This is a genomic window from Halorhabdus utahensis DSM 12940, from assembly GCF_000023945.1.
Classification (GTDB): Archaea; Halobacteriota; Halobacteria; order Halobacteriales; family Haloarculaceae; genus Halorhabdus; species Halorhabdus utahensis.
This window is the reverse complement of record NC_013158.1, coordinates 146139-171480: the sequence shown is the minus strand read 5'-3', so window position 1 is coordinate 171480 and position 25342 is coordinate 146139. Positions and strand designations below refer to the sequence as shown.

20 protein-coding genes and 3 pseudogenes are annotated in these 25342 nt (G+C 64.0%); 15 read left to right on the top strand and 8 right to left on the bottom strand.

Going from position 1 to position 25342, the window contains the following annotated elements; translation table 11 throughout:
• The first annotated feature begins 40 nt into the window (after positions 1-40).
• Both HUTA_RS00835 and HUTA_RS00830 read left to right on the top strand, forming a co-directional pair.
• Positions 41-553: a hypothetical protein gene (locus HUTA_RS00835; RefSeq protein WP_012795237.1), complete on the top strand. Its 513-nt coding sequence runs from the start codon at positions 41-43 to the stop codon at positions 551-553.
• Positions 550-813: a DUF2249 domain-containing protein gene (locus tag HUTA_RS00830; protein ID WP_012795236.1), complete on the top strand. Its 264-nt coding sequence runs from the start codon at positions 550-552 to the stop codon at positions 811-813. Before HUTA_RS00835 ends, HUTA_RS00830 begins: the two co-directional genes overlap by 4 nt.
• Before the next feature lie 38 nt (positions 814-851).
• Here the strand turns inward: HUTA_RS00830 and lysW are convergent, their stop codons facing one another.
• Positions 852-1016, bottom strand: coding sequence for a lysine biosynthesis protein LysW (gene lysW, locus HUTA_RS00825; protein WP_012795235.1), 165 nt, complete (start codon positions 1014-1016; stop codon positions 852-854).
• 74 nt (positions 1017-1090) lie between these two features.
• Positions 1091-2218 carry a GTP 3',8-cyclase MoaA gene (gene moaA, locus HUTA_RS00820; RefSeq protein WP_012795234.1) on the bottom strand — a complete coding sequence of 376 codons (1128 nt, stop codon included), beginning with the start codon at positions 2216-2218 and terminating at the stop codon, positions 1091-1093.
• A gap of 158 nt (positions 2219-2376) precedes the next feature.
• On the opposite strand from moaA, the gene HUTA_RS15185 reads away from it, so the two are divergent.
• The 4 genes from HUTA_RS15185 to HUTA_RS00805 all read left to right on the top strand — a co-directional run bounded on the left by HUTA_RS15185 (position 2377) and on the right by HUTA_RS00805 (position 5039).
• Entirely contained in the window at positions 2377-2901 is a 525-nt protein-coding gene (locus HUTA_RS15185; protein ID WP_143920308.1) for a hypothetical protein, read from the top strand.
• 47 nt (positions 2902-2948) lie between these two features.
• Positions 2949-3665 (top strand): endonuclease NucS, encoded by a 717-nt coding sequence (gene nucS, locus HUTA_RS00815; protein WP_049941390.1) that lies wholly within the window; start codon positions 2949-2951, stop codon positions 3663-3665.
• A gap of 67 nt (positions 3666-3732) precedes the next feature.
• A complete protein-coding gene (locus HUTA_RS00810; protein ID WP_012795232.1) occupies positions 3733-4743 on the top strand; it encodes an NAD(P)/FAD-dependent oxidoreductase in 1011 nt (336 codons plus the stop codon).
• Positions 4744-4787: 44 nt separating this feature from the next.
• Positions 4788-5039: a hypothetical protein gene (locus tag HUTA_RS00805; RefSeq protein WP_012795231.1), complete on the top strand. Its 252-nt coding sequence runs from the start codon at positions 4788-4790 to the stop codon at positions 5037-5039.
• A gap of 18 nt (positions 5040-5057) precedes the next feature.
• On the opposite strand, the gene HUTA_RS00800 is transcribed toward HUTA_RS00805, so the two are convergent.
• Complete coding sequence (locus HUTA_RS00800) at positions 5058-5714, bottom strand: hypothetical protein (protein WP_143920306.1); 657 nt, start codon at positions 5712-5714, stop codon at positions 5058-5060.
• A gap of 160 nt (positions 5715-5874) precedes the next feature.
• Positions 5875-6279 (bottom strand): annotated as a pseudogene (nikR, locus tag HUTA_RS00795) (nickel-responsive transcriptional regulator NikR); the annotation flags it as partial.
• 106 nt (positions 6280-6385) lie between these two features.
• On the opposite strand from nikR, the pseudogene HUTA_RS16030 reads away from it, so the two are divergent.
• The 5 genes and pseudogenes from HUTA_RS16030 to HUTA_RS00775 form a co-directional block, all read left to right on the top strand.
• Positions 6386-7003 (top strand): annotated as a pseudogene (locus tag HUTA_RS16030) (energy-coupling factor ABC transporter permease); the annotation flags it as partial.
• A gap of 60 nt (positions 7004-7063) precedes the next feature.
• Positions 7064-7318, top strand: a complete 255-nt coding sequence (locus HUTA_RS16065) for a PDGLE domain-containing protein (protein ID WP_394295030.1) — start codon at positions 7064-7066, stop codon at positions 7316-7318.
• Positions 7305-8099, top strand: coding sequence for a cobalt ECF transporter T component CbiQ (gene cbiQ, locus HUTA_RS00785; RefSeq protein ID WP_012795227.1), 795 nt, complete (start codon positions 7305-7307; stop codon positions 8097-8099). Before HUTA_RS16065 ends, cbiQ begins: the two co-directional genes overlap by 14 nt.
• 68 nt (positions 8100-8167) lie before the next feature.
• Positions 8168-8911: pseudogene (locus tag HUTA_RS00780) on the top strand (energy-coupling factor ABC transporter ATP-binding protein); the annotation flags it as partial.
• A gap of 102 nt (positions 8912-9013) precedes the next feature.
• Positions 9014-10429, top strand: coding sequence for a PQQ-binding-like beta-propeller repeat protein (locus HUTA_RS00775; RefSeq protein WP_012795225.1), 1416 nt, complete (start codon positions 9014-9016; stop codon positions 10427-10429).
• A gap of 54 nt (positions 10430-10483) precedes the next feature.
• On the opposite strand, the gene HUTA_RS00770 is transcribed toward HUTA_RS00775, so the two are convergent.
• Positions 10484-11908, bottom strand: coding sequence for a family 4 glycosyl hydrolase (locus tag HUTA_RS00770; protein WP_012795224.1), 1425 nt, complete (start codon positions 11906-11908; stop codon positions 10484-10486).
• Positions 11909-11985: 77 nt separating this feature from the next.
• Positions 11986-13350, bottom strand: coding sequence for a glucuronate isomerase (uxaC, locus tag HUTA_RS00765; protein WP_012795223.1), 1365 nt, complete (start codon positions 13348-13350; stop codon positions 11986-11988).
• Positions 13351-13470: 120 nt separating this feature from the next.
• On the opposite strand from uxaC, the gene HUTA_RS00760 reads away from it, so the two are divergent.
• The 3 genes from HUTA_RS00760 to HUTA_RS00750 all read left to right on the top strand — a co-directional run bounded on the left by HUTA_RS00760 (position 13471) and on the right by HUTA_RS00750 (position 20678).
• A complete protein-coding gene (locus tag HUTA_RS00760) occupies positions 13471-14952 on the top strand; it encodes a tagaturonate epimerase family protein (protein WP_049941133.1) in 1482 nt (493 codons plus the stop codon).
• Between the two features lie 58 nt (positions 14953-15010).
• On the top strand, positions 15011-18265 hold the full coding sequence (locus HUTA_RS00755) for a family 78 glycoside hydrolase catalytic domain (RefSeq protein WP_012795221.1): 3255 nt from the start codon (positions 15011-15013) through the stop codon (positions 18263-18265).
• Between the two features lie 145 nt (positions 18266-18410).
• Entirely contained in the window at positions 18411-20678 is a 2268-nt protein-coding gene (locus HUTA_RS00750; protein ID WP_012795220.1) for a glycoside hydrolase family 3 N-terminal domain-containing protein, read from the top strand.
• A 72-nt stretch (positions 20679-20750) separates the two neighbouring features.
• On the opposite strand, the gene HUTA_RS00745 is transcribed toward HUTA_RS00750, so the two are convergent.
• Positions 20751-21812, bottom strand: coding sequence for a tyrosine-type recombinase/integrase (locus tag HUTA_RS00745; protein ID WP_012795219.1), 1062 nt, complete (start codon positions 21810-21812; stop codon positions 20751-20753).
• Positions 21809-22216, bottom strand: a complete 408-nt coding sequence (locus HUTA_RS00740; RefSeq protein ID WP_012795218.1) for a DUF5805 domain-containing protein — start codon at positions 22214-22216, stop codon at positions 21809-21811. Before HUTA_RS00740 ends, HUTA_RS00745 begins: the two co-directional genes overlap by 4 nt.
• Before the next feature lie 1619 nt (positions 22217-23835).
• Here HUTA_RS00740 and HUTA_RS00735 point away from each other — a divergent pair.
• Positions 23836-25329 (top strand): carboxypeptidase M32, encoded by a 1494-nt coding sequence (locus HUTA_RS00735; protein ID WP_012795217.1) that lies wholly within the window; start codon positions 23836-23838, stop codon positions 25327-25329.
• The last annotated feature ends 13 nt before the right edge of the window (positions 25330-25342 follow it).

Below are 25342 nucleotides of genomic sequence, written 5' to 3'. Positions count from 1 at the left end.
CGGCACAACCTCCGGGGTGCCCGGAGACATACGTGAAACCATGAAGCGACTCGGTGCAAGCAGCGACACGTTCGACGAGGAAGGGTCGTTTGTCCCCGAGAATGTACCTGAACCGGACGCATTTCTCGACGGGCACGATGTCCTGACGGGCGAAGATCACGTCGACTTTCACGCGACAACCTGGGACGTCTTCGAGGAACGCGGCGTCTACGACATGACCTTCGGCTACAACCTGGCGAAGCTGAATCTCGATACGCGTCATCCAGGTGCCGGTTTTCGCTACGCCGAGGACACCGACGAAGATGGCGTCCTCAGGGCGGAGTTCACGCCGACGACGGAGTTCTGTCCGGCCGGCAATTCCCTGGCGATCGGCGCGTTCCGGGCCTGGAACGGACTTGCCGAGCGCCACGACTACGATCTGGTTCGAGTCCGCGTCGCCGAGATGCATAACGAGAGCGAGTCGCTGAACGACGACCTCCAGCGTCTTGAAGAGATATTCGAGGAGACTGGTGAGGTTCCAGGTCCCGATGCCCTCACGGAGGAATCGCCATGAACGCCGGGGATCCGGTGGCGGCGAGTGGGGCCCCTGACGACCGCTCGACAGTCGAATTGGATGTTCGGAACCTCGGCCCGCCCAAGCCGTTGCAGAAAACGCTGGAAGCGACAGCCGACCTCGCCGACGATGAAGTACTGGTCCAGTTCAACGATCGCGCGCCACAGCATCTCTATCCGAAACTCGACGATCGCGGCCTCTCTCACGACACTGTCGAGACCGACGACGCGACGGTCACCGTGATCTGGCGCGAAAGCTAAGGGCTGGTCGTCGCTGTTTTCGTGAAAAGCGTGCGCCGTTACTCGCCCCAGTCTTCTTCGAGTTCCGGGGCAGGTTCGAGCGTCGCGGGATCGTCCGCGACGACTTCGAGTTCCGCGCCACAGGTGGCACAGTCGACGATCTCTCCGACTTCGACGTCGTCGTGCAGGGAAACCTCGGCCCCGCATTCCGGGCAGTCTGTCATACGGGTGAATCGACGCTCGCGGGTGACTTGAAGGGATTGATTCGCGTCTGGGACACTCAGACAGTCAGCGCCGATCAGTTGTCGGGTACGCTTCCAGTGGATTCGCCGCCATCGGTCGCCGCATGGCTGGCATCTTCACCACCCTTCTCAGTGGCGGGCTGGTCGTCTGCCCGTTCCGATCCCGGGGCATCGTTTTCGTACTCGTATGGGGCTCGATCACCTTTGCTCCCCTCGTAGGCCGGGTTCCGTACCCACTCGCCGTTGTCGTCTTCAATCAGGTACTCGCCGTAGTACGGGACTCGTTCGGCGACGGTATCTCTGAGCGCTGCTTCGATGGCCTCCCGGGAGCGATCGCCCAGCGACCGGAGGTCGTCGTTGCGGTTGAGACAGCCCTTCAGATAGCCGTCGTGGGTGACGCGAACGCGGTGGCAGTTCTCACAGAAGTCCGTGTTGCCCACGGGATCGACCACTTCGACGAGGCCGCCATCGCCGTCATCAGGAGTCCCGTCGATCCAGTAGCGCGTCCGGTCGTGCATCTCACGGGCGGTGACTTCGGTGGCCTGCTCGGCCAGCCAGTCGTGGACACGGTCGATGTCGATCGCCCACTCGGGCCGGCCGGCGAGTTCGGGCATGTACTCGATGAGTTGCAGGCGCAGGCCGTCGCCGTCGGCGACATGCTCGACCATCTCCGGGACGTAGCCGGCAGTGTGCTCGAAGACGACCATGTTGAGTTTGACTGGCGCGAGGCCGGCGTCGAGGGCGGCCTCGACGCCCGAGAGCACCTGGTCGTAGGCCCCCGACTGCGTGAGCGTCGCGAAGTCCTCCGGATCGAGGGCGTCTTGTGAGACGTTGACGCGTTCGAGCCCCGCGTCAGCCAGCTCGGCCGCGCGATCGGGGAGGAAGGTTCCGTTTGTCGTCATTGACGTCTCGACGCCCGCGGGCGTCCGGCGAACGATCTCCCCCAGATCGGTCCGGAGCATCGGCTCGCCGCCGGTGAACTTCACGGCCTCGACACCGTGGTCGGCGGCGACCTCGATGACGCGGACGACTTCATCGGTCGAAAGCTCCTCCTCGCTCGGCGCCATCGGCCCGCGCGTGTCGCCCAGCCCCTCGTTGTGACAGTACACGCAATCGAAATTGCACCGGTCGGTCAGCGACACTCGCAGACCGGTGAGTTCACGACCGAAGTCGTCTTCCAGCATCTACCATCACAAGGTGACCCGGCTTCAAATAGGCCACGCCGAAGACGTTCCACCGATCAAGTCGAACTGCCGGCCCGCGGCTTCAAATACCGGAACAGAACCACTCTCGAAATATACATGCGAATGGATCCAACCAGCGACCAGCGGAGGGAGTGCCGGTGAGCCACCGCGCTCTTGTCGTGATCCCCACCGAGGATGGGTGGTGGCATGGGGAGACGACCTGGCAGGATGGACGCACCAAACCAATTGACGGCTGGCGGCCGCCCCGAAAACCCCCATCTGCGGCTGACTCGCTTCGGGATGTCGTCGAGTCGCTCGATTTCGCCCGGTTTGACGGCATGTACCGTCGCGCTGGTGGCGAGTGGACGGCGTTTGTGATGTGTTGGCTGGCCGTCGAGCACTATCTGGGGAAGCCAGTCCCGGAACCATGCGGTGACGGGGCGGTAGTTGCGATCTACTCTCCACGGGATGGGCCAGCGCTACGAACCTGGCTCCGGGGGGCGAAAGCGACCGTCGCCGACGCCGTCCGAACCAACGGACTGTCGATCGCGGCGGGACGACGACGGTTGCTGGCGGGACTTCGTCACCGAGCGGGGAATCGTGAGCTGGTCGTCGGAGATCCTCCCGGATGTGATCGCGACACGCGACGCTTTTGTGACCGGCCCGGCTACCAAAATCCGTGACCGATACGGGTGACGATCACGGGCCAACGTTCGAGCGGACTCCCGAACTGGCAGTCGATCCGCCGGCCGAGACTGCCCGCGAACGAATCGCCGGAGCTGTCGATCGAGGCGACATGGTGACGGTCTTCGGTCGCTGTCGCGTCGAGTACGACGGCCGTGCGAAAAGCACACTCGGTCCCGGCGATCGACTGCTCGTGCTCAAACCCGACGGCACGGCACTGGTCCACACCGACGAGGGCCATCAGCCGGTCAACTGGCAGCCACCGGGCTCGACGCACGAAGTGGGGCTTGACGACGCCCAGCTTCACATCGAAAGCCGCCGGACAGGTCCGGAAGAATATCTCGAAGTCACGTTCGAATCGATCGAATACGTCACGACTGTCGACGTGACTGATCCGGAGGACCTCTCGCTGTCCGGCACGGAGGAAGACCTCCGCGAGCGGGTTCTGGAGTCGCCCGGGTTGATCGAGCCTGATTTCGAACCGCTGGCGACCGAGCGATCGACACCCGCCGGCGCAATTGACATCTACGGCGAGGACAGCGAGAACCGGGCAGTCGTGGTCGAACTCAAACGCCGGCGGGTCGGGCCGGACGCCGTCGGCCAGCTCGACCGCTACGTCGACGCGCTGGCCCGAGATCTCCACGCTGACCGGGAGATACGTGGCATCCTCGTCGCGCCCTCGGCGACGGACCGAGCGCAGGAACTCCTGGCCGAAAAGAACCTGGAGTTCGTTGCACTGGAGCCGATGCCGGGCGAGGAGTGACTGACCGTGTTCGATCGGCCGTGTCGAGGCCCCAGTCCTTTATCCGCTCGCCACCGTAGCGCTGTTCGTGACATCGAAGGTTTGTATCGTCGGTGCCGGCATCGCCGGAGCAGGAGCAGCGTACGCGCTGGACGAGGCAGCCGAGGTGACGGTCTTCGAGGCGGAGGACATCGGCGGGCGGATGGTCTCGGCCCACCGGGAGGACTGTGTCTACGATTACGGTGCCAACTACGTCGATCCACCGAACGACCGCGTCGAAGAGCGCTTCCGTTCGGTCGTCGGTGACAGACTCGCCGAGACGACCGGGGACGTCTGGGTGTTCGACGAATCCGGTGAAGTCGAGGAGGGCCGGCCGAATCAGGGAGTCAAACTGTCCGGGCGTGACGGCATCGACGAAATCGTCCGTGCGTTCCTCGATGCCAGCGACGCGACAGTTCAGGAGCAGACAGCTGTCAACCGGCTCGCTCGTACAGCGGACGGGTGGGCGGTTACTGCCGACGGCGAACGGTTGGCGTCCGATGCGGTCGTCGTGACGCCGCCGGCCGGGGATCTCCTCGCCAAAGCGGACTGGGAAGCCGACTTCAGAGAAACGCTGGTGGCCGCCCGGCAGCGACAGTCCTATCGGACGATCGATTCGGTCGCGCTCCATTATCCCTTCGAGATGGACGTACCTTATTACGCCCTGGTCAACACCGACAAGGAACACGCCGTCGGGTGGCTCTCCAGGGAGTCGTGCAAACCTGGCCACGTCCCCGATGGCGAGGAGATCCTGATCGTCCAGTTGAGTCCAGCCTGGGCAGCCGGACGTCCTGACGCGACGCCGGCGGAAGCGGCCGACGCCGCGAGCACTCACGCCGCGACGCTGCTGGCCGACGACCGACTGGCCGAGCCGGACTGGTGGGATCATGAACGATTCAGATACGCTTTGCCCGGGGACCGGGTCAATCCGGCCCTGTTTGAGCAGGCACTCGAGCACGACCTCGGCCTCGCCGGCGACTGGCTCGCCGGGACCGGCCGAACGCACGCCGCCCTGGAAACGGGACTTGAGGCGGGCCGACGACTCTCGACTCGGCTTTGAGATCCGTGGGGAAGACTTATGGCACATACGACGGACGCACGATCATGTCACTTGATTCGACCGCCAGCGACGCGGATCCGATCACCGACTACATCGAAGAGGGTGCACGGATCGCCGCCATTCTGATCGTCTGGGGCATCATCGCCGTCGCAGTCGGCTGGTTGTTCGAAGATGTCGTCGCGGTCAACCGCCCCGGCGTTTTCGGGTTGAATCTCGGGGCGATCTTCTGGCTGACGGGCATGCTCAACGCCCTGTTGTACGTGTGTTTCCGGACTGTCGATCACTACCGTCACTGAGGGATCAGTCGGCAGGAGTCACGCCGGATCCGCAGCGACCGGCATTTCGAACAGCGTAACCTCACAGTCCTCACAGGAGACGGTTGCGACCTCATAATCGTTACAGCAGGAGGTCACGACGTCCGTGTCGAAGGACGCGTGTCCCCCACAGTCGGGACAGAATTCGAGATACAGTCGGACGCTGCCGGCAAATTTGCTCCGTTCGGCAGCCGACCGATCCGGCCAGTCGCCATCCCGCTGTTCGAAGACGTGACAGGCCGCGAGGTCGGCGACCATCGCGGGATGTGATACCCACTGCGCGAGCAACCGACCGTCGTGTCGCACGTGAACGGCCTGTTCTGTTTCGTCGATCTGAATCTCCCCATCCACGTCGAAGACATCCGCGATAACCGTATCGAGTGCCTCCTCGTCGAGTGCTTCGATCGCAGACCGCCACTCGCGCCGAAACGACGGCTGGAGCTTGAAGTCCTCGCCGTCGCCCGCAAACTCCAAACAGTCGATGTCGAGCAAGACGCGCTCGACATCCAGCTGTTGGTCCGCCTCGGACTCGTCCGGAGTGCGCTGTTCCGAGAGGGTCTCCCACGTCTCAGCACACCCGCCGCCGTCGACCGACTCGCTGATCTCTTGTTGATGTTGCTCGTATCCGCGATCGTCGTTCTCCAGATCGCCTGTCATGTTTGATAGTATCATACGGATATCTTTTTAAAACTACTGGTCGGCCGCCGCCGTTCCCCGGGCGAGCCGATCAGTGTTCGTGATCGGCCGGCTCGCCCGCGTGATCGTGTTTGTGCGCCCGATCACTGTCGACTTTGTCGGCCCCGGACCCACCGCTACCGACAACGACGACTTTCACCTGCTTGACGCCGCCGATCGCTCGCAGGCGGTTGGCCAGTTCGTCGATCTGGCCGGCGGTGCCATCGACCACGAGCGTCTCCATACAGCGGTCCTCCGAGAGGTGGATGTGCTGGACCGACGTGACGACGTCGGCGTACTCGTGTTGGATCGTCTGGAGGCGGCCGGCCACGTCGCTGTCGTGGTCATGCTCGTGAGCGATGACGATCGTGCCGTAGTGACGCGTCTCGTCGCCGCCCTCCCATTCATAGGTCGTGAAGAAGTCACGCAACGCGTCCCGGACGGCCTCCGATCGGCTCGCGTAGTCCCACTCGGTGACGATGCCGTCGAGGCGGTCGGTCATCTCGGGCGGCAACGTCAGACTCACCCTGTCGAGGTCGTCGGCCATACACCCGATTGACCGGCCGGTCATATCAGCCTTGTAGCTTCCGTTCCCAGTATTACTCAAACTCCGAAACGTATTATTACCTGGCGTGACCTACCACCGGCTATCGATGCACATCGCCGACGGATACCTCGACCTCTGGATCGCCGCCGGGGCGGCCCTGCTGTCGGTCCTTGTCCTGGCGTGGGCCGCGCGGCGCTCGGCGGGCGACCTCGACGGCCCCCACGCACCGTTGCTGGGCGTCACGGCGGCCGCGATCTTCGCTGCACAGATGCTGAACCTTCCCATCCCCGGCGGGACGAGCGTCCACTTCGTCGGCGGGGCCTTCGCTGCCATTCTGCTTGGCCCCCATCTCGCGGCGCTGGCGATGACCAGCGTCTTCGCGATCCAGGCGCTGGTGTTCGGCGACGGCGGCCTGCTCGTCATGGGTGGCAACGTCCTCGCGATGGCGATCGTGCAGGTCTACGTCGGCTACGCCGTCTACCGGGCGCTGGCTCCCTATCACGAGCGCGGGGCCGTCTTCGCCGCCGGCTGGGTCGGCATCTCCGCGGCCGCCCTCGTCGCGGCGGTCATGCTCGGCGTCTCCGAGGCTTTCGCCTACGAACTGTCGACCGTGCTGGCGATCGTCGGCGGCTGGCACGTCCTCCTGGGGATCGCCGAGGGCGCGATCACGCTGCTGGCCTACGAGTTCGTCGCCGAAGCCCGTCCCGACCTGCTCGCCGAGCGGACGCCGACGATCGACCGGCGTCGACTCCTCCGTCGCGGGGCCGGCGTCGTCGGTGGCCTGGTGGTCCTCTCGCCGCTGTTCGCCTGGGCGGCCGGACAGGTCGGCTACACTGAACCGTTAGAACACGCTGCGAGTGCGACCGGCGCGACCGCCCACGCCGTCTCGACGCTGCCCGCCCTGCTCCCGGACTACGGGCTCGCGGGCGTCGATCCCTACGTTGGGACGCTCGTCTCGGGGCTCGTCGGCGCGGCGCTCGTCCTCGTGATCGGCTGGCTCGCCGGCCGCCCGCTGACCGCCCAACGTGACCCGCGCTGACCCCGTCAGCCGATCGGCGGGCACGCTGACCGATCGGACACGAGGTCTCCTGGCCGACGAGCGCGTCGCCGATCGACGGGGCTGGCTCCAGGCCGTCCACCCTGTTCTGAAACTGCTCGGCGTCCTGGCGCTGCTGGTCGTCACCGTCACGTTCGACCGGCCGGGGCCACCCGCCGCGATGCTCGCCCTCTCTGTCCTCGCGGCAGTCCTCTCCCGGGTCCCGCTGGGCACCCACGCGCTCCGGACGGGCGTGCCCATGGCCGTCTCGCTGCTGATCGTCGCGCCACAGGCCGTCCTCGTCCCGGGCGCGACGCTCGCCGGGCCGGTCACCCTTTCCGGCGCGGCCTACGTCGCGACGTTCACCCTCCGCGTCGGCGCGAGCGTCTCGCTGCTCGGGCTGTTGCTCTCGACGACGCGGTTCGCCGCGCTGGTGGGTGCCCTGCGGACGCTCCGCGTTCCCCGAACGGTCGTCACGCTGCTGGCGATCACCTACCGGTACCTGCTGGTCGTCTTCGAAGAACTCTCGCGGCTCGTGCTCGCGAGGCGGAGTCGTCGGATCAGATCCGCCACGCTGCGGGAGTCCTGGCGTGAAGCCGGTTCGCTGCTCGGAACCTTCCTCCTGCGAGCGCTGGACCGCGGTGAGCGCGTCGGGCGGGCGGCCCGTTCGCGGGGCGGGACGGCGGGCCGGGCGTACGCCCGACAGCACGCGATCGGCTTGCCTGACGCCGCCTTTGCGTTCATCGTCTTCGCGACCGTCGCGGCGGGGGTGTTGCTGGCGTGAACACCCTCGACGCTCGCGATCTCTCGTTTGCGTACCCCGATGGCACGACCGCCCTCGGGGGGATCGACCTGACGATCGAGGCGGGCGAGCGCGTGGCGATCCTCGGTCCCAATGGCGCGGGCAAGAGCACGCTGCTCTCGCTGCTGGCGGGCCTGCGCGACCCCGCGAGTGGCGAGGTGCGGTACTTCGGGACCGACGAATCGGCCGACGACCTCCGCGATCGGATCGCCCACTGCCCGCAGACGCCTGCGGACTACCTGTTCAACGCGACCGTCCGTGAGGACCTCGAATACGGTCCGGCACAGCTTGGCATCGACCGCGGGACGGCGACCGGGCGGATCGACGCGCTCGCCGCCGAGTTCGGACTCGATGGATTGCTGGAGAAGCCGCCCTTCAGGCTCAGCGGCGGCGAGCAGCGCCGGGCTTCCCTGGCCGCGGCCCTCGCCGTCGATCCGGAGCTCGTCCTGCTCGACGAACCCGTCGCCGACGTCGACGCCGACCACCGGGAGATGATCCTCGACGCACTCGACCGTCGCAACGAGGCGGGAACCACGATCGTCGTCTCGACGCCTGATGCCGACCTGGTGCCACGGATTGCCGACCGCGTCGTGTTGCTGGATCGCACGGGATCGATCGTCCGCGATGGCCAGGTCCGGGAGGTGCTGACCGACCACGAGTCTCTGTCGGCGGTCGGCGTCTCGCCGCCGCGCGTCACGGAAGCGTTCGTCCGTGCCGGGTTCCCTGACCCACCGCTCACTGTCGAGGAGGCAGTCGACCGATTGACCCAAGTGACCGACGACGTCGACGAGTGAGTACTCCGGACCGTCCGTTCGGGCACCCGGGAAGATGTGAATCGCATGAATTGAGTCGGTAAGATAAAGTTACTTGTGATGTTATGAATGAGTTACTATCGTATGTCCGAATTGGTCTCCCGCCGCCGCCTCCTCTCGACGTGTGGAGCGCTCGGAATCGGATCGTTAGCCGGCTGTTCGGGCTTTCTCGGAAGCGAGGAGTCCCTCGGCTCGTGGCCGATGACCGGATACGGACCCGGAAATACCGCGTTCAATCCCTCGGCATCGGGACCGAAAGACTCCCTTTCGGAGGCCTGGAGCGTCTCAGCCGGGGACCTCAGAAGTGACGCCGGTGTCGAGCAACACCTAACGCCGCACGTGTCCCCGCCGGTCGTCGCTGACGGATCGATCTTCGTCGCGTCCTGGGAGGGAATTAGCGGTCGCGAATTCAGCACGGCGTGTCACCTCCACAAGATAGCGGATGACGGTGAGATCGCGTGGTCGAGTGACCCACTCACGTCCACGGTCATTGTGGCTGAGCGGCCAGTGTCTCTCTCCGTCGTCTCCGGGACGGTGTATGTCGTCGCTCCCGACGCCGATCACGAGACTGGACTGTGGGCGCTTGATGCTGAGTCCGGCGACATACTGTGGGAACACGAGAAGTATGCGCTGGGCGATCCGATCGTCCGCGACGGAGAAGTGATCGTGCAAGGGAACACAGACATCGGGACGGTCTACGCCACCTCGACAGACGGGTCTCACGCCTGGACGTTCTCGGCGACGACTGCGGACGGCGACGTCGTTCCTGCCGACGGTACCGGGGCCGCTGACGGAGAGCGGACGTACGTCCCGATGTACGGCGGCGGCATCGTCGCCGTCGATCGCTCGGGCGAACGTGACTGGTACACCGACGAGTTCCTCACGGATCAGTCCGGCGAGAGAGCCGCGCTGAGGAGCATCGTCGCGGGCGATTCGATCTACGCTTCCGTCGGTATGATAACCGTTTCCGACGGGAAGCTCGTGGCGCTCGACCCGACGGATGGATCCGTTCGCTGGGAGTTCAAACCCGACTTCGACGCCGAACGTCGCCAGACTGCCCTCGAGAACGTTCCCGCAGGCTACAACCCCGGGGGATTGCATCTCGGCGTCTACGGCAAACCTGCGCTGGCCGACGGGACAGTTTACATGTTCGGATATGAACTCACGGAGTCAGATCTCGGCGAATGGTGGCACAAAGACACGCCCGAGTACATGGTTCCGAAATTCTACGCGCTCTCGGCTGACAGCGGTGACGTGGAGTGGACGGTTCCGCTCGACGGCCTGTACCCGGGTATGTTCCCGATCGTCGCCGACGGAACGATATATCTCTCCGTCGCTGGTGAGGAGGAGGGTCAGTTATTGGCGATCGACGCCGATTCCGGGGACATTATCGATCGAATGTCGGGGTATCCGTCGGTTGTAACCGGCGTTGCGGTTGCCGGCGAGCGGCTGTACGTCAGCGAATTCTCCGGGGACCTGCTCGCCATCGGCCCGACGTGAACGGCTGGCAGGGGGATCGCCGACCCGTGCGAGAAACCGGTAGCCGACCCGGCGTTATGCTTCGAGGACAGTTGCCTCCTCCAGGTTCCAGTCGGTGAGATAGGGGCGTTCAGCGTCGACGAGGTCGACAAAGAGGCTTCGGGCGTCTTCGGGCGGCAGCGTCACGAGTGGATCGTTCAGGAACGCCCGGTACGCCAGATCGAGGTCGCCAGCGAATCCGGCCTCGATCAGCGTCTCCTGATTGCTCACGTGCGTTCTGACCATGCTCCGGACCTGCTCCGGCAGGTCGCCGGCGGCGTGCGGGACGATGTCGTCGCCCGTCACCAGCGCGTTGGTCTCGACGATCGCACCCTCGCGAACCCCGGAAAGTTGCCCCCGGTTGGGGAGGTTGACGTTCGTGACCAGTTCCTCGCCGCCGAGCAGTGCCGTCATGAGCTCGACCATCTTCTCGCCGGTGTCGGTGAATTCGAACTCCTCGGTGCCTTCCAGATGGCGCTCGCGCTGGCGCTCGTTCGTCGGCCAGTGCTCGATCCGGTGGTCGCTCGGCGTAAGGCGGATCCCCCACCGCTGGACGTCTTGCGGATCGTCGATGTTCAGGTACCACGGGACGAACTCGGCGAGGTGGCGGTCGCCCGCGGCGGGGAAGAGCCCGAAGCGTCGATAGAGATCCAGCGCGATCTGATCGTTGTCGACGTAGAAGGTCTCGCCGTCGAGGTCGCCGGGTTCGAATCCGCCAGGGAGCGGGAGCTGGGAATCGAGTTCGGCGTCGATCACGTCGAAGACGCCCTCGCTTCGGAAGCGGACGTCGTCGATCCAGGTGAAGTGGTTGATTCCCTTGACGTTCACCCGGAGGTCGTCGCCGTCGACGTCCGCGACGTCGCGGTGCTTCTCGACATAGGCGGCGAGGTCCTCCTTGACGTGGAGCACTTCGTGACAGAGCCCGACGGCCTTGATATCGGGGAATTCCTCATAGAGCGTCCGGGTGCAGACGGTCATCGGGTTGGTGTAGTTGAGCACCCAGGCGTCGGGACAGTGTTCGCGGATCGCGGCCGCGATCTCGCGATACTGGGGGATGGCCCGCATCGCCCGAAAGGTTCCGCCCGGGCCGACCGTGTCGCCGACGGACTGGTAGATGCCGTACTCGGCGGGGATGTCGAGGTCGTGGGCGAACGTCTCGGCCGGCGGGTCCTGCGTCGAGAGGACAACGACGTCCGCGCCCGAAAGCGCGTCGGCGAGGGACGGGACGGCCCGGTAGTCCCACTCGGCGATCGCTTCCTCGCGATCCTGGATCAGCTCGCCGAGGCGGGCGTTCTGTTCGGCGCTCTCCTGGTCGACGTCGTAGAGGCGAACCTCGCCCTCGAGAGTGTGCTGTCTGGCGAGGTCGGTCATCATCTTGCCCGCCCAGTCGCGAGAACCGCCGCCGACGAACCCGATCGACACGTCCTCGAACCGGCCGTCTTCCTCGTGGGACTCACACATAGCAAGCACCAGGAAAGCAGAGCCCAGGAAAGTACTGGTTCCGGCTTCTCGGAGAGATCGGCCTGGCGCGGAGTCGATCAGAATCCGAACAGTTCCTTCGGCCGGTCGTACGCCATTCGTTCAACGAGGTCGCGGGCCTCCGGCTTGGGAACCTGCCCGCGTTCGACCATGTCGCCGACGGCGTTGGCGAGACTCCGGCGGAACATCTCGAAGCGCGAGCCATACGAGACGAGCTTTCGGGAATCGCTGACCATCCCCGCATAGTTCGAGAGGAGATCGACCGTCCCGACGTACTTCAGCTGTTGTTCCATCCCGAACGGGCTGTCGTTGAACCACCAGGCTGCGCCGAGGCTGACGTTCGGGAACGCCCGTGCTATCGTCGCCGTCGTCGGGTAGTGCGTTGGGTCGACCGTATAGAGGACGATATCGAGTTCCCCGTCGAACGTGTTGAGGAAGTATTCCAGCGCATCGACGAGTTCGACGTCCTGCGTGGAGATGTCGCCGCCGGTGTCGGGACCCAACCTCTCGTAGAGGTCCCAACGGTAGTCCCGGACGGCCCCGATGTGGAGCTGGGTCACCCAGTCGGTCTCGCGGTTCCACTCGCCGATCTGCTCGAGCATGAAGGCCTCGAAGTCCCGGACTTCGTCGGGATCGAGGTTCGCGCCGGCGATTGCTCGCTTGTAGATCCGCGCGGCGCGCTCCTCGCTGACAGGTTTCGAGATCGGCTGCTTGATTCCCAGATCACTTGCGACGCAACCGTGGTCGTCGAAGTGGTCGTGGCTGTCTTCCATTGCGGCGAGGAACCCATCGAGCGTAGTCGTCTCGATCCCGCGCGCTTCTTCGAGTTCGTCGACGAAATCCCGCCAGCCGTCGTCGGCGATCTTGATCGCCCGGTCGGGCCGCCAGGTCGGCTTGACCGCGATCCCGTCGAGTTCCTCGGCCGCACGCTCGTGATACGTGAGATCGTCCGTGGGATCGTCGGTCGAGCACATGACCTCGACGTTCATGTCCTCGAGGAGTGCCTGGGGCTTGTACTCGGGCTGATCGAGGAGGTCTTTCGTCTTTGTCCAGATCTCCTCGGCTGTCTCGGGTGAGATCCGCTTTTCGATGCCGAATCGGCGCTTGAGGTCGAGATGGACCCACTCGTAGGTCGGATTGCCGACCAATTCGGGGAAGATCTCCGCGAGGGCGAGCCACTTCTCCTTGTTCGAGGCGTCGCCGGTGATCCTCTCCTCGGGGACGCCGCGCTTGCGCATGAGTTCCCAGACGTAGTGATCGGTCGCACCCTGGACTTCCCAGATGTCCGACCAGCCGTCGTTTGCGACGACTTCCTGCAGGTCCACGTGACTGTGCGGGTCCAGGATCGGTGCGTCGCCGATCGCCTCGTACAGTTCGACGGCCGTCTCCGTCTCGAGGAGGTACTCCTCGTCGATGAACGCCATGGCAGGGCCTTCGGCGAAGGGTCGAATCAATTTTGCCCTGAGCGTCGACCCCTCGAAACGCTCGTCTGGTTCCCGCCCCACTGATGAACGCTTATGAGTCCCACCGGAGAACGGGTCGCCATGGCGACGGACGAGCTACAGGCGACGTTACCGCCGGCCGTGACTGTCTACGAACGATCGGTCTACAGCGACGGGGACTCGACGTTCGCCCTCGTCAACGACGCGGATGGAAAACGCCGGCTCTACGTCGCTGGGCCGGCGATCGCTGACTTCGACGGGGGCACAGTCCAGGGCGACGGCCAGGTCTTTCCGCTGACCTACGGGAACGCCATGGCGCTGGCGGAGGTCTTCCCGTGGCTCGAACCGACGACCGCCGGTCGGCAGTCGGCCTTTGGCTTCGGCGACCGGATCGGCCTGGCGACGCCGGGGCACGTCCGTGCGGTCCGCGATTCCGATCTAGTGCCGGTGTTCGCCCAACAGTCGATCCGCGAGATGGACCGGACCGGCCGCTCGCCCGAGGACGTCCTCGCGACGGCCATCTTCGGCGTCTTCCAGGAGGGCTATGAGGGTGGCTTCGTCGCCGACGCCGACCACCTCATGGCCCGCGAGGACGTCGAACGGACGGCCGGGGTCGGCTTTACGATGTTCACCTGCGACCCGAGCGAGCACGTCGTCGCCGACGCGGATTCGATGAGCGAGGAGAAGGTCGAGGCCGCCTTCGCCCAGATCGAGGACAGCGAGGCGATCCTCGATCGCTACGCCGGGGAGACCTTCGAGGCCAAGACCGACGGGTTCACCTGGTCGGATTCCTTCTCGGAGATCGAACTCAAGCGGGCGGCAGTGAAGTACTACGAAGCCATTGAGTTTGCCGAGGAACTGTACGGCTGGGTCGCGCAAGCGGTCGACGGCGACTTCGACTTCGAGGTCTCCGTCGACGAGACCGAAACGCCGACGACTCACCTCGAACACGCCCTCATCGCTAGCGAACTCGACCGCCGCGGCGTCGAGGTGACCAGCCTCGCCCCGCGGTTCGTCGGCTCCCTGGAGAAGGGCATCGACTACATCGGCGACCTCAACGAGTTCGAAGCGGATCTCAAGGGCCACGTCGCCATCGCCGAGACCTACGGCCCCTATCGGCTTTCGCTGCATTCGGGGTCAGACAAATTCAGCATCTACCCATTCTTCGAGGAGTACGCCAGCGACTACCAGCACGTCAAGACCGCCGGGACGAGCTATCTCGAGGCGATCCGCGTCGTCGCCGAGAACGATCCCGATCTCTATCGGGAGATTCACGCGTTCGCCCTCGAACGCTTCGACGAGGACAAGGCCACCTACCACGTCAACACGGACCTCTCGAACGTGCCGGACATCGACGACCTGACGGACGACGAATTTCCCAAAATTCTCGATCAGGACGACGGCCGGCAGTTGTTGCACATCACCTACGGCTCGGTGCTGTCAGCCACGGATGAAAACGGGGAGTTCCGGTTCAAGGACGACCTGCTGGGGACACTTCGCGAATACGAGGACGATCACTACGCGTTCCTCGAAGAGCACCTCGGCCACCACGTCGATCTGTTGACCGGCGAGATCGAGGACTAAGAGAGGGGCTGTCCCGCGACCCACAGTGTTTTGCCCGCTGCCATCCTCATCCGCGGCCATGACCACACCGGCGGACGCGACACCGAGCCACCTCCGCGTCGAGTACGAGAAGTCGCCGACGAACGTCGACCCGTCGCGTCCGCCCCGTTTCTCCTGGCGTATCGAGACAGCACGTCGCGGCGCGGCCCAGCGAGCCTACCGCCTCGTCGTCGGACGCAATCCAGACGCAGTCGCCAACGGCGACGGAACGCTGTGGGACTCCGAACGGGTCGACTCGGATCGAGCCACCAACGTCGTCTACGACGGTCCCGACCTCGCAGCCGACAGGACCTACTACTGGTCGGTGAAGGTCTGGACGGACCGCGGCGAGACCGAGTGGGCCGAGCCCGAATCGTTTTCGACGGCGCTCCGTCCGGAAGACTGGTCGGGCGAGTGGATCGCCCATCAGCCCGGCGTCGGCGACACCGACGGCTGGCGTAGCCAGTGGCACCGGCCCGAGGAGGACGCCGCGGAGTGGGTTCAACTCGACCTCGGCGAAAGCCGGCCTGTCGACGAAATCACGCTTCACCCGGCCGATCCGATCTCGGTCGTGCGGACCCCCGACGATGTGGCGGTGACGATCCACTGGTCGTCGAACCCACTCGCTGGCTTTGGCTTCCCCGAGACTTATCGCATCGAACTATCCGACGATCCCGACTTCGCCGAGAGTACGGTCGTCGCCGAGCGGAGGATGCCGGACCAGGGCGAAAGCACCACCGACGGGCTCCCGACCGACCTCGCGACGCCGCCCCAGACCCACGACGGGCTCGACGCCGGGGGGCGGTACCTCCGCATCACGGCGACCGACCTCTTCGAGTTCGTCCCCCCGACGAGCCGCGACGCGGCAGACTCCCGCAAGACCGAGGGGGTCCACCCCTGGCAGTGTTTCGCCCTCGCCGGCGTCACCGTCCGGGACGGGGAGGGGACGGATCTGACCGGCGACGCGTCCGCCGAGGTCTCCTCGTCGGTCGAGACGGCGACGTGGGGCCGCGAGCATCTCCTGAACGGCCACACCGACTCGCGGCTGGCCTCAACATCGCCACAGCTCCGCCGGGAGTTCGAGCTTGAGAAACCAGTCGAACGGGCCCGTGCGCACGTCGCCGCCGTCGGGTACGGGGAACTCGCGATCAACGGCGAGAAAGTCGGCGACCGCGTGCTCGACCCGGCCTGGACCGAGTACGAGAAGCGGATTCTCTACTCGACGGACGACGTCACCGAACAACTGACCAAGGGTGACAACGCCGTCGGGCTGTGGCTCGGTCGCGGCTGGTTCGCCAAACGCGGGGCCTACTGGGTCGCCGACGGATCACCGCGAGCCCGCGTCGTTCTCACGGTCGAATTTACGGACGGGACGACCCGCCGGATATCTACCGACTGCGACTGGGCGGCCCGGGAGAGCCCGATCGTCGAAAACGACATCTACGACGGCGAGACCTACGATGCCCGCCGCGAGGCCGACGGCTGGCGACGCCCCGGCTTCGAGGACCCGGAGTGGGACGGTGCCGAAGTCGTCGACTCCCCGGGAGGAACGCTCAGACCCGAGCGGATCGAACCGATGGAAATCGTCGAGACCTTCGACGTCGAGGACGTTCACGAGCACCCCGACGGGCCGATCCTCGACTTCGGCCAGAACCTTACCGGCTGGCTCGAAATCGAAATCGAGGACCCGGCGGCCGGCGAGGAGATTACGCTCAAACACGCCGAGACGCTGACCGACGACGGCGACCTCGCGACGGTCGACCTCCGGAGCGCCGACGCGACCGACACCTACCTCGCCCGCGGCGAGGGGAGCGAGACCTACGAACCCCGATTCACGTACCACGGGTTCCGGTACGCCCAGGTCGAGGGATATCCGAGCGAACTCGATCCCGAGGCCGTCACGGCGAAGGTCGTCCACACGGCGATGGATCGACGCGGGGAGTTCGCCTGCTCGAATGACGACCTGAACCAGGTCCAGCACAACGCCGTCTGGGGGCTGGCCGGTAATGCCCACTCGATCCCGGAGGACTGTCCACAGCGCGACGAACGCTTCGGTTGGACCGGTGACGCACAGATCGCCGCTCGGTCGCTTGCGTTCAACTTCGACGCCGCACGCTTCCACGAGAAGTGGGCGCGCGATCACGACGACGCGGCGAGCGAACTGGGCTACGCGCCGGACGTCATCCCAAACAAGGCCCCGGAGAACCCGGGCGACCCGACGTGGACGATTACCCGCGTCGTGATCCCCTGGCATCGCTACCGCCACGACGGCGACGAGCGCATTCTCGAAGAACAGTTCGAGGGCATGCGCGCCCACGTCGAGTACTGGCTGTCGGTGACCGAGGACGATCTGGTTCCGGGCGCGTACGGGAAGTTCGGCGACTGGCTGGCCTTCGAGAACACCAACGGTCGGCGCGGGCTCCCCTACGATCTGTTCACGACGGCGTTCGTCTACCAGATCACGGATATCCTCGCGAAGATCGCCGATGTGCTCGACAACGATGGCGACGCCGCTCGCTACCGCGAGTGGGCCGATCGGCTCCCGACGGCGTTCAACGAGGAGTTCTTCGAACCCGCGGCGGGACGCTATCGGCCCGGGACGCAGGCCTCCTACGCCGTGCCGCTGTTCCTCGGGCTCGTCCCCGAGGACCACGTCGAGACGGTCGCGGCTGGGCTGGCCGAGAAGGTCCGTTCCGACGGCGGGAAGCTCAAGACCGGGTTCCTGGGGACTCGCCCACTCATCCAGACGCTCGCCGAGCACGGCTACGACGACCTGGCATACGAGGTCGTCAGCCAGCCCGAACGGCCGGGCTGGGTGTACATGGCGCGTAACGGCGCGACCACGATGTGGGAGCGCTGGAATTCGGACGACAGCATCGGCTCGGGTATGAACTCGCTGAACCACTCCCCGCTCACGCACGTCTCGGAATACTTCTACGAGGTACTGGCCGGGATCAAGATCGGCGATCGGCCCGTGACTGACCACGTCACGATCGCGCCCTCGCTCGTCGAGGACCTGGAATGGGTCGAAGCCAGCTACGAGACCCGTAACGGGGAGATGGCCGTCGACTGGGAGCGGACCGACGGGGGCTATGACCTGTCGGTGAGGGTGCCCTGGAACACGTCGGCGACCATCAGGCTCCCCGACGCGGCCGGTAGGTCGGTGTCCGAATCGGGAGTCGATCTATCCGTCGAGACGACTCCCACACGCGAGGGTGTCCGATCGATCGACTACGAGGATGACGTGGTTGTCCTGGCTCTCGACGCCGGCGAGTTCGATCTCTCGGTCCGGTAACCGCTCTCGGGTCCGTAGAACGGCGTCCGAAACGTTCAAATCCGCGTGCCGAGCACGGACCGTCGTTGTGGCCCCACCAGACGATCACTCGGAGCGGAAAACCACGGGACGCACTGAACGACGGGTTTCGAACCTGCTCGACCGAATGACCATCGAGGAGAAAGTCGCTCAGCTGGGTTCGGCCAACCCGTCGCATTTCATCGAGGACGAAACGCTCGAGAGAGACGGCGTCGAAACACAGCTGAGCGACGGGATCGGTCATCTCACCCGCACTGCCGGCGAGGGCGATCTCGATCCGAAACGGGCCGCGCTACTCACGAACCAACTCCAGGAGTACCTCATCGAGGAAACGCGGCTCGGTATTCCGGCGATTCCACACGAGGAATGCCTGAGCGGCTACATGGGTCCCCAGGGAACTGTCTTCCCGCAGATGATCGGCATAGCGAGCACGTGGTCGCCGCAACTGCTCGAATCGGTCACCGGCGTGGTCCGAACCCAGCTGCAGGCGACCGGTGCGGTCCACGGGCTTTCGCCAGTGCTCGACGTTGCCCGCGACCTCCGCTGGGGCCGTGTCGAGGAGACGTTCGGCGAAGACCCCCAACTCGTGGCAGCGATGGCGCGTGCCTACGTTTCGGGATTACAGGCCACGGACGCCGTTCGGGGAGACGATCGTGACGTCCACGCCACACTCAAGCACTTTGCTGGCCACGCAATGGGGGAAGGCGGCAAGAACCGCTCGTCGGTCCAGATCGGTGAGCGCGAACTCCGGGAGGTCCACCTCTACCCCTACGAGGCGGTGATCCGGAACGGCGACGCCGCCTCGATCATGAACGCGTATCACGACATCGACGGCGTCCCCTGTGCCAGTTCCGAGTGGCTCCTGACGGACGTCCTCCGTGGAGAGTGGGGCTTTGACGGGACAGTTATTTCGGACTACGGGAGCGTTGCTCTCCTTGACGGCGAACATGGCGTCGCCGCCAACAAACGCGAGGCCGGCGTGGCTGCACTGGAGGCGGGTCTCGATGTCGAGTTGCCAAATACCGACTGCTACGGTGACCCACTGCTCGAAGCGTTCGAGGCGGGAGCGGTCAGCGAAGCGACGATCGACACCGCCGTCGGTCGCGTCCTCCGGGCGAAGATCGAAACCGGGGTGCTCGATGATCCGTTCGTCGATCCCGAAGCTGTCCCGCAAGCCTTCAACACCGACGAACAAGCCAGACTCGCCAGGACGGCGGCCCGTGAGTCGATCACGCTGCTGGAAAACGATGGGCTGCTTCCGTTGGGAGACGACCTCGACACGGTCGCCCTTCTCGGCCCGAAGGCCGACGACGATCAGGAACTCCTGGGTGATTACGCATACCCCGCGCACTTCAATCAGGAAGAAACCGACTTCGAGGCGACGACGCCACGTGACGCCCTCGAAACGCGCGGTGCAGACGCTGGGTTCGCCGTCGAATACGTCGAAGGCTGTACCACGTCCGGCCCCTCGACCGAGCAGTTCGACGCGGCTGCCGAGGCAGCCACGGATGCGGACGTGGCGATCGCCTGCGTCGGCGCACGCTCGGCCGTCGATCTCTCCGACGACGATCTCGCGCACCGCAACCAGTCGATGATCCCGACCAGCGGTGAGGGGAGCGACGTCACCGATCTCGGGCTGCCGGGCGTGCAGGCGGACCTGCTCGACCGCCTCACCAAGACGGAGACGCCGGTGATCGTCGTGCTGGTCAGCGGCAAACCCCACGCGATCCCGGAGATCGCCGAGACAGTCCCATCCCTGCTTCACGCGTGGCTACCCGGCGAGGAGGGCGGCAACGGAATCGTGGACGTACTGTTCGGCGACCACAATCCGAGCGGACACCTGCCACTTTCGATCCCTAAATCCGTCGGGCAGCAGCCAGTCTACTACAGCCGGAAACCCAATTCCGCGAACGAGGAGCACGTCTACGACGATGGCGAGCCGCTGTATCCGTTCGGCTACGGGCTGAGTTACACCGACTTCGAGTACGGCGAACTCGAACTCGACGCCGAGACGGTCGCGCCGATGGGCACGCTAACCGCGAGCGTCACAGTCACGAATGCAGGTGACGTCGCCGGTGACGACGTGGTCCAGCTCTACCAGCACGCCGAGAACCCGAGCCAGGCCCGTCCCGTCCAGGAACTGCTCGGCTTCGAGCGCGTGCATCTCGAACCCGGCGAGTCAAAGCGCGTCAGCTTCGAAATCGACATGACTCGACTTGCCTACCACGATTTGGCCATGAACCTCGTCGTCGAAGAAGGGTCATACGAACTCCGCGTCGGCACATCCGCGGCCGATATCGTCGACACTGCTGCGTTCGACGTGACGGACACGAAGGCCGTCCCGGGCTCCGCTCGCTCGTACCTCACCCAAACCAGTATCGAGCCGATCAGCTAGCGCTCATTGTCGCGTTTGTGGGTGCAACCATGCGTCCCGGATGGGGCCGATATCTATATAGCGATATGTGATTTATGTCTCTGACATCGTACGATATGCAGCCACCGGAAGCTCGTAGATGTGATCTTCGTATACGTCACGAACCCGATCTCCCCAATCGTGGGTGTACGTATCGATGATATCCTGGGCGACGTCGCCGCGCAGATACTTCACGATCCCACGGTCACCGGTTCGATCTCGAAGGTGTGTGGTGAAGAAGTGCCGGAAGTAGTGTGGCGTGACGTTTTCCTCGACACCGCCACCGTTGTCGTACCACCCATGCACACTTGCGTGGCTGGTGACGATGTGACGTACCCCATCAGTCGTGATCCGCTGGCCCCAGTTGTCCGTCGTACTGGTAAACAGCGGACGCGCGGACGAAACCGGGTCAGGACGAACATCCAGCCAGGCCCGGAGCGTCTCGGCCAGGTCGGCATCGACAGGAACGACTGTGTCTCGCCGGCGCTTGTTCGAGGCAGCCCGCTGCTCGCCATTCACTGTTGCACCCCGAGAGGGCTCACTTGCGACGAACAGTGAGTCCGGTCGCCCATCGAGGGCGGGTCGTGTCGTTACCGATTCGCGGGGATCATCGGACAGATGGAGATCACGCTGATCGAGATTACACAACTCGCCGACTCGCATCCCGGTCTTCAGCAACGTGACGATTACCGCACGGTCCAGCGGATGGTCGATTCCGGAGACGAAGCCCTGCATTTCCGGGATCGAAACGTCGCGACGAGCCGGATCAGCGTCGATCCGTTCGTCCATCTCTTCGACGACGATCGCCATCGGATTCGAATCGAAGACGCCGATCTGGGTCATATAGGCGTAAAATCGGTGTAGATAGGACGCGTACGTGGCCACAGTGCTCTTTGAGAGCTCTTCTCGCTGGGAATGGATCCACGCCATACAATCACGATGTGAGGCCACAGCGAGGGGCTTCTCGCCGTTCTCACGGAGTGATGCTTCGAAATCCCTGAGGACCCGTTCGTAAGCGTCACTCGTCCGCTGGCTCTTTCCCTGGTAGGTAATATCCGTCAGGAAGTACTCGATCGGATCTTCAACCTCCTCTGGAATGGCAGTACCGGTACTCATGGTTCGACCAGGGTGTAGCCGCCCTCACGGCCACTATACTTGATGGCGTTTTCCTCCTGGAGTTCGTCCAGTGTATCTTCGAGCCGTGTCTCGATGTCGTCTGTCAAGGCGGCGACCAGTTCGTCCCATGTTAGTGCGCCCGCGCTTGATAGCTGCCCGCGGACGCGATCGGCCAGGCCACCTTCGCCTGTCTGGCTACCGTCAGTGGGTTTCGGCTGGGGTGTCCGAGTAGCGGCAACTGTCTCGTCCTCTGAAAAATGCCGCCGTCCGGCCTGGACCATCGTCCTGACGAACTCGCTTTGGCTCATCCCGAGTTCGTCGGCGTGGGACTGCCAGGCATCTTTTTGGTAGGCCGGGACGTACGTCTTGACAGCTGTTCGGGACGTCGACTCTTCATCCGGCATGCTCGGTCGTTCGGTTCGTCCCACCTTCAATCTATCCCTACAATTGCCGATAAGGGGAGTTATCTGTGTATGTGTGACTGTAATGCGAGCGAATTGCACCGTATATTCCGGAATTATAGGACCACATTACTGAATTTGAGGTCTATTTTCACCGATAACTGAATCGGGCGACGAACACTGTCTGTGGCTGTCTCAACGTATTCGTTTCGACCCGGTTTTCTGACTAGTGGTTTTCAGGGTCTGACCCCTGGGGGTTGGACGGCGAAACCACTGCTTCTCTGTGCTGGCCTTCGAGGTAGTCAAAGGGGGGTTCTCAAAGTTCACGAGTCCAGCAGCAGGACGATCGCCTTGACTCTGTTAATCGAAGCGAACATGTGGACGCTGGATTCGACCACGGTCGGGATACTGATTTCGGATAGTAGTGCGTCTGCCACTAACGTGGGCCTGGTGTGGCTAGGGTCGTAAACGGTTGCATTGGATCGACGATTGTCCGTCAGGTTGCCGATCGTTATGTCCAGTGGCCATACCTATTCACTCTCGTGGTTTGTACTTCGTCTCTCAGAAATCTGCCGGCTGATGGGGGACTCCACGTGAACGTTGGTATCGATACAATCTACCCACAAAGGCAATTCCATCCCGAACTGGAAACCTCCGGGGTCCGAACCTGCCCAGGCCGATTGAGGAGTTCCGCCCCTGCAAGTGAGTGATTCCCCTCAAGTGAGAGGGCTCACGCCGAAATATCTGTAAGATCCCTATACGACTGAACCCCGCTGTGTTCTGTTAGCGAGGCGTCGAATGTCCGCTTCACTCTCCATACCGGATTGCGTGACCGATTCCGTCTCGGATCGGGAATGGTTCGAGAGCGACATCTCAGCCGGTTACACACCAGACTGAGCCCGGATTCTGCGTCCGAGATTCTGTGCAGGCGAGGGGCCGAATCGCGTGCGATCACACGAGCCGCCCCCAAACGCGTTCCGTGACTCCCAGGCACCCTGGGGTCGCCGTTCAGGGGTTCGAGATGTTCATTCCGTTCGGATCACGCGTTTGCCGTTCCGGAAAGCTTTGGTTTCCATGATCAGTGGTGGGCTGTGCCCACCGGAGTCACGGACGGGCTGAGGTTGTACTGGCGTCTCGCGTCGTATCCGCGAGCGCAGGCGCTCACGACGGTCGCCTTGTTGGCGGTTTCACCGTTCACCGTAACCTGGTCGCTTCGCGACTTCGCTCCCGTCGGCTCACCATCTGGGGATTCCGGGAAGGGTGGCCGCCGCCGATCTTCGCAAACTGTGACGCCAGCAATGCGGTTGTGCCGCCTCGAATGGAAACAGCAAAGCTGTCTCCGTGACGCGACCTTTCTCTCCGCCAGCATTCGGCTGTTAATCGGCTTACCTTTTGATCAGCGCTTCCCGACCCCGGCAGATCGGCGAGATTGTGGGTGTGGGTGACATATTATTGGAAACTGCGAAATGGTCACTCAGTGACCGTTCGTTCCGCCTCGAATGGGTAAATCATATGCCGCTATATAGTTTGGTGCAGGGGTTCGGTCCGGATGGATCCATCTGGGATCATCTGTGCAGAGTAGAACCGTCGGGTCTTTGCCGGACCCGGCCGAAGGAGCGGGCATGGGAGCCAAAGCGCCTGACGCCTACGCCGAACTACTCGATCACGTACAGCAGCTCAGCTACGTGGCGGACGCTGGCGGCTTGCTCCGGTGGGACCAACAGGTAATGATGCCTGATGGCGGGACGCCGGCCCGGTCGAAACAACAGTCGGCGCTTTCGACGCTGCATCACGACCTGCTGACGGACGACGACCTCGCGGATTCGCTCGCAGAGCTCGAAGCTGTCGACCTCGAACCCGAACAGCAAGCGGTTGTTCGGGAGGTCAGTCGTGAACACGAACGGGCACGAAACGTGCCTCGTGATCTGGTCGAACGCATCTCCGAGACCACGTCTGAGGCCTTGCCAGTGTGGGAACAAGCCCGGGCGGACGACGATTTCGAGTCGTTTGCGCCTGTCCTCGAGGAACTCGTCGAACTGCGACGGGAATATGCCGAGGCAATCGATCCTGACAGGGACCCATACGAAGTGCTTTTCGAGGAGTTCGAACCCTATCTCGGGTTGGACACCGCCGAACGGATCCTCGAACGGCTTCGGGACGAACTCGTTCCGTTGATCGACGACGTCGCCGATAGCGGCGTTACTCAGCCCCTCCCGTTCGAAGGAACGTTCGACGTCGACGATCAGGAAGCACTGGTCAGGGAAGCCCTGGACGAACTGGGCTTCGACTGGAATCGCGGTCGGCTGGATACCTCGGCCCATCCGTTCACCTCCGGCACACAATTCGACGCCCGGATCACGACCCGATTTGACGAGGAAAAGCCCCTGGACTCGCTGTCCTCGACGATACACGAGTTCGGACACGCGACCTATTCTCTCGGCCTCCCGGACGATCACTACGGCACGCCACTCGGTGAGTCCCGGGACCTGACGGTCCACGAATCACAGTCGCGTCTCTGGGAGAACCACATCGGCCGCTCGCAGGCGTTCTGGGAGTATTTCATGCCCACTGTCGAAGATCATCTCGGCGTTGGGGCGAGTGCCGAGGACGCATATCGCTCGGTCAACCGGGTCTACGACGACAACCTCATCCGGGTCGAAGCGGACGAACTCACCTATCACATGCATATCGTGCTTCGATTCGAGATCGAGCGTGCCCTGATCGGGGGCGATCTGGACGTCAGCGAGGTCCCGCACGTCTGGAACGACAAGATGGAGGAATACCTGGGGGTCCGTCCCGACACAGACGCCGAGGGCTGTCTCCAGGACATCCACTGGACGAACGGCACCTTCGGGTACTTCCCCACGTACTCACTCGGGAGTGTGCTCGCGGCCCAGCTCTACGATGCGGCCGACGCGGAGATCGGACCGTTTGACGACACCGTTCGAGCGGGCGAATTTGATGCGCTCCACGAGTGGCTTACCGAGAACGTCCACCAACACGGCAAGCGCTACCCGACCGAAGATCTGATCGAGGAAGCGACCGGTGAAACCTATACCGCGGATTACTTCCTCGAGTACGTGACCGAGAAATACGGGTCCCTGTACGATCTCTGATCGGACGGCCGAG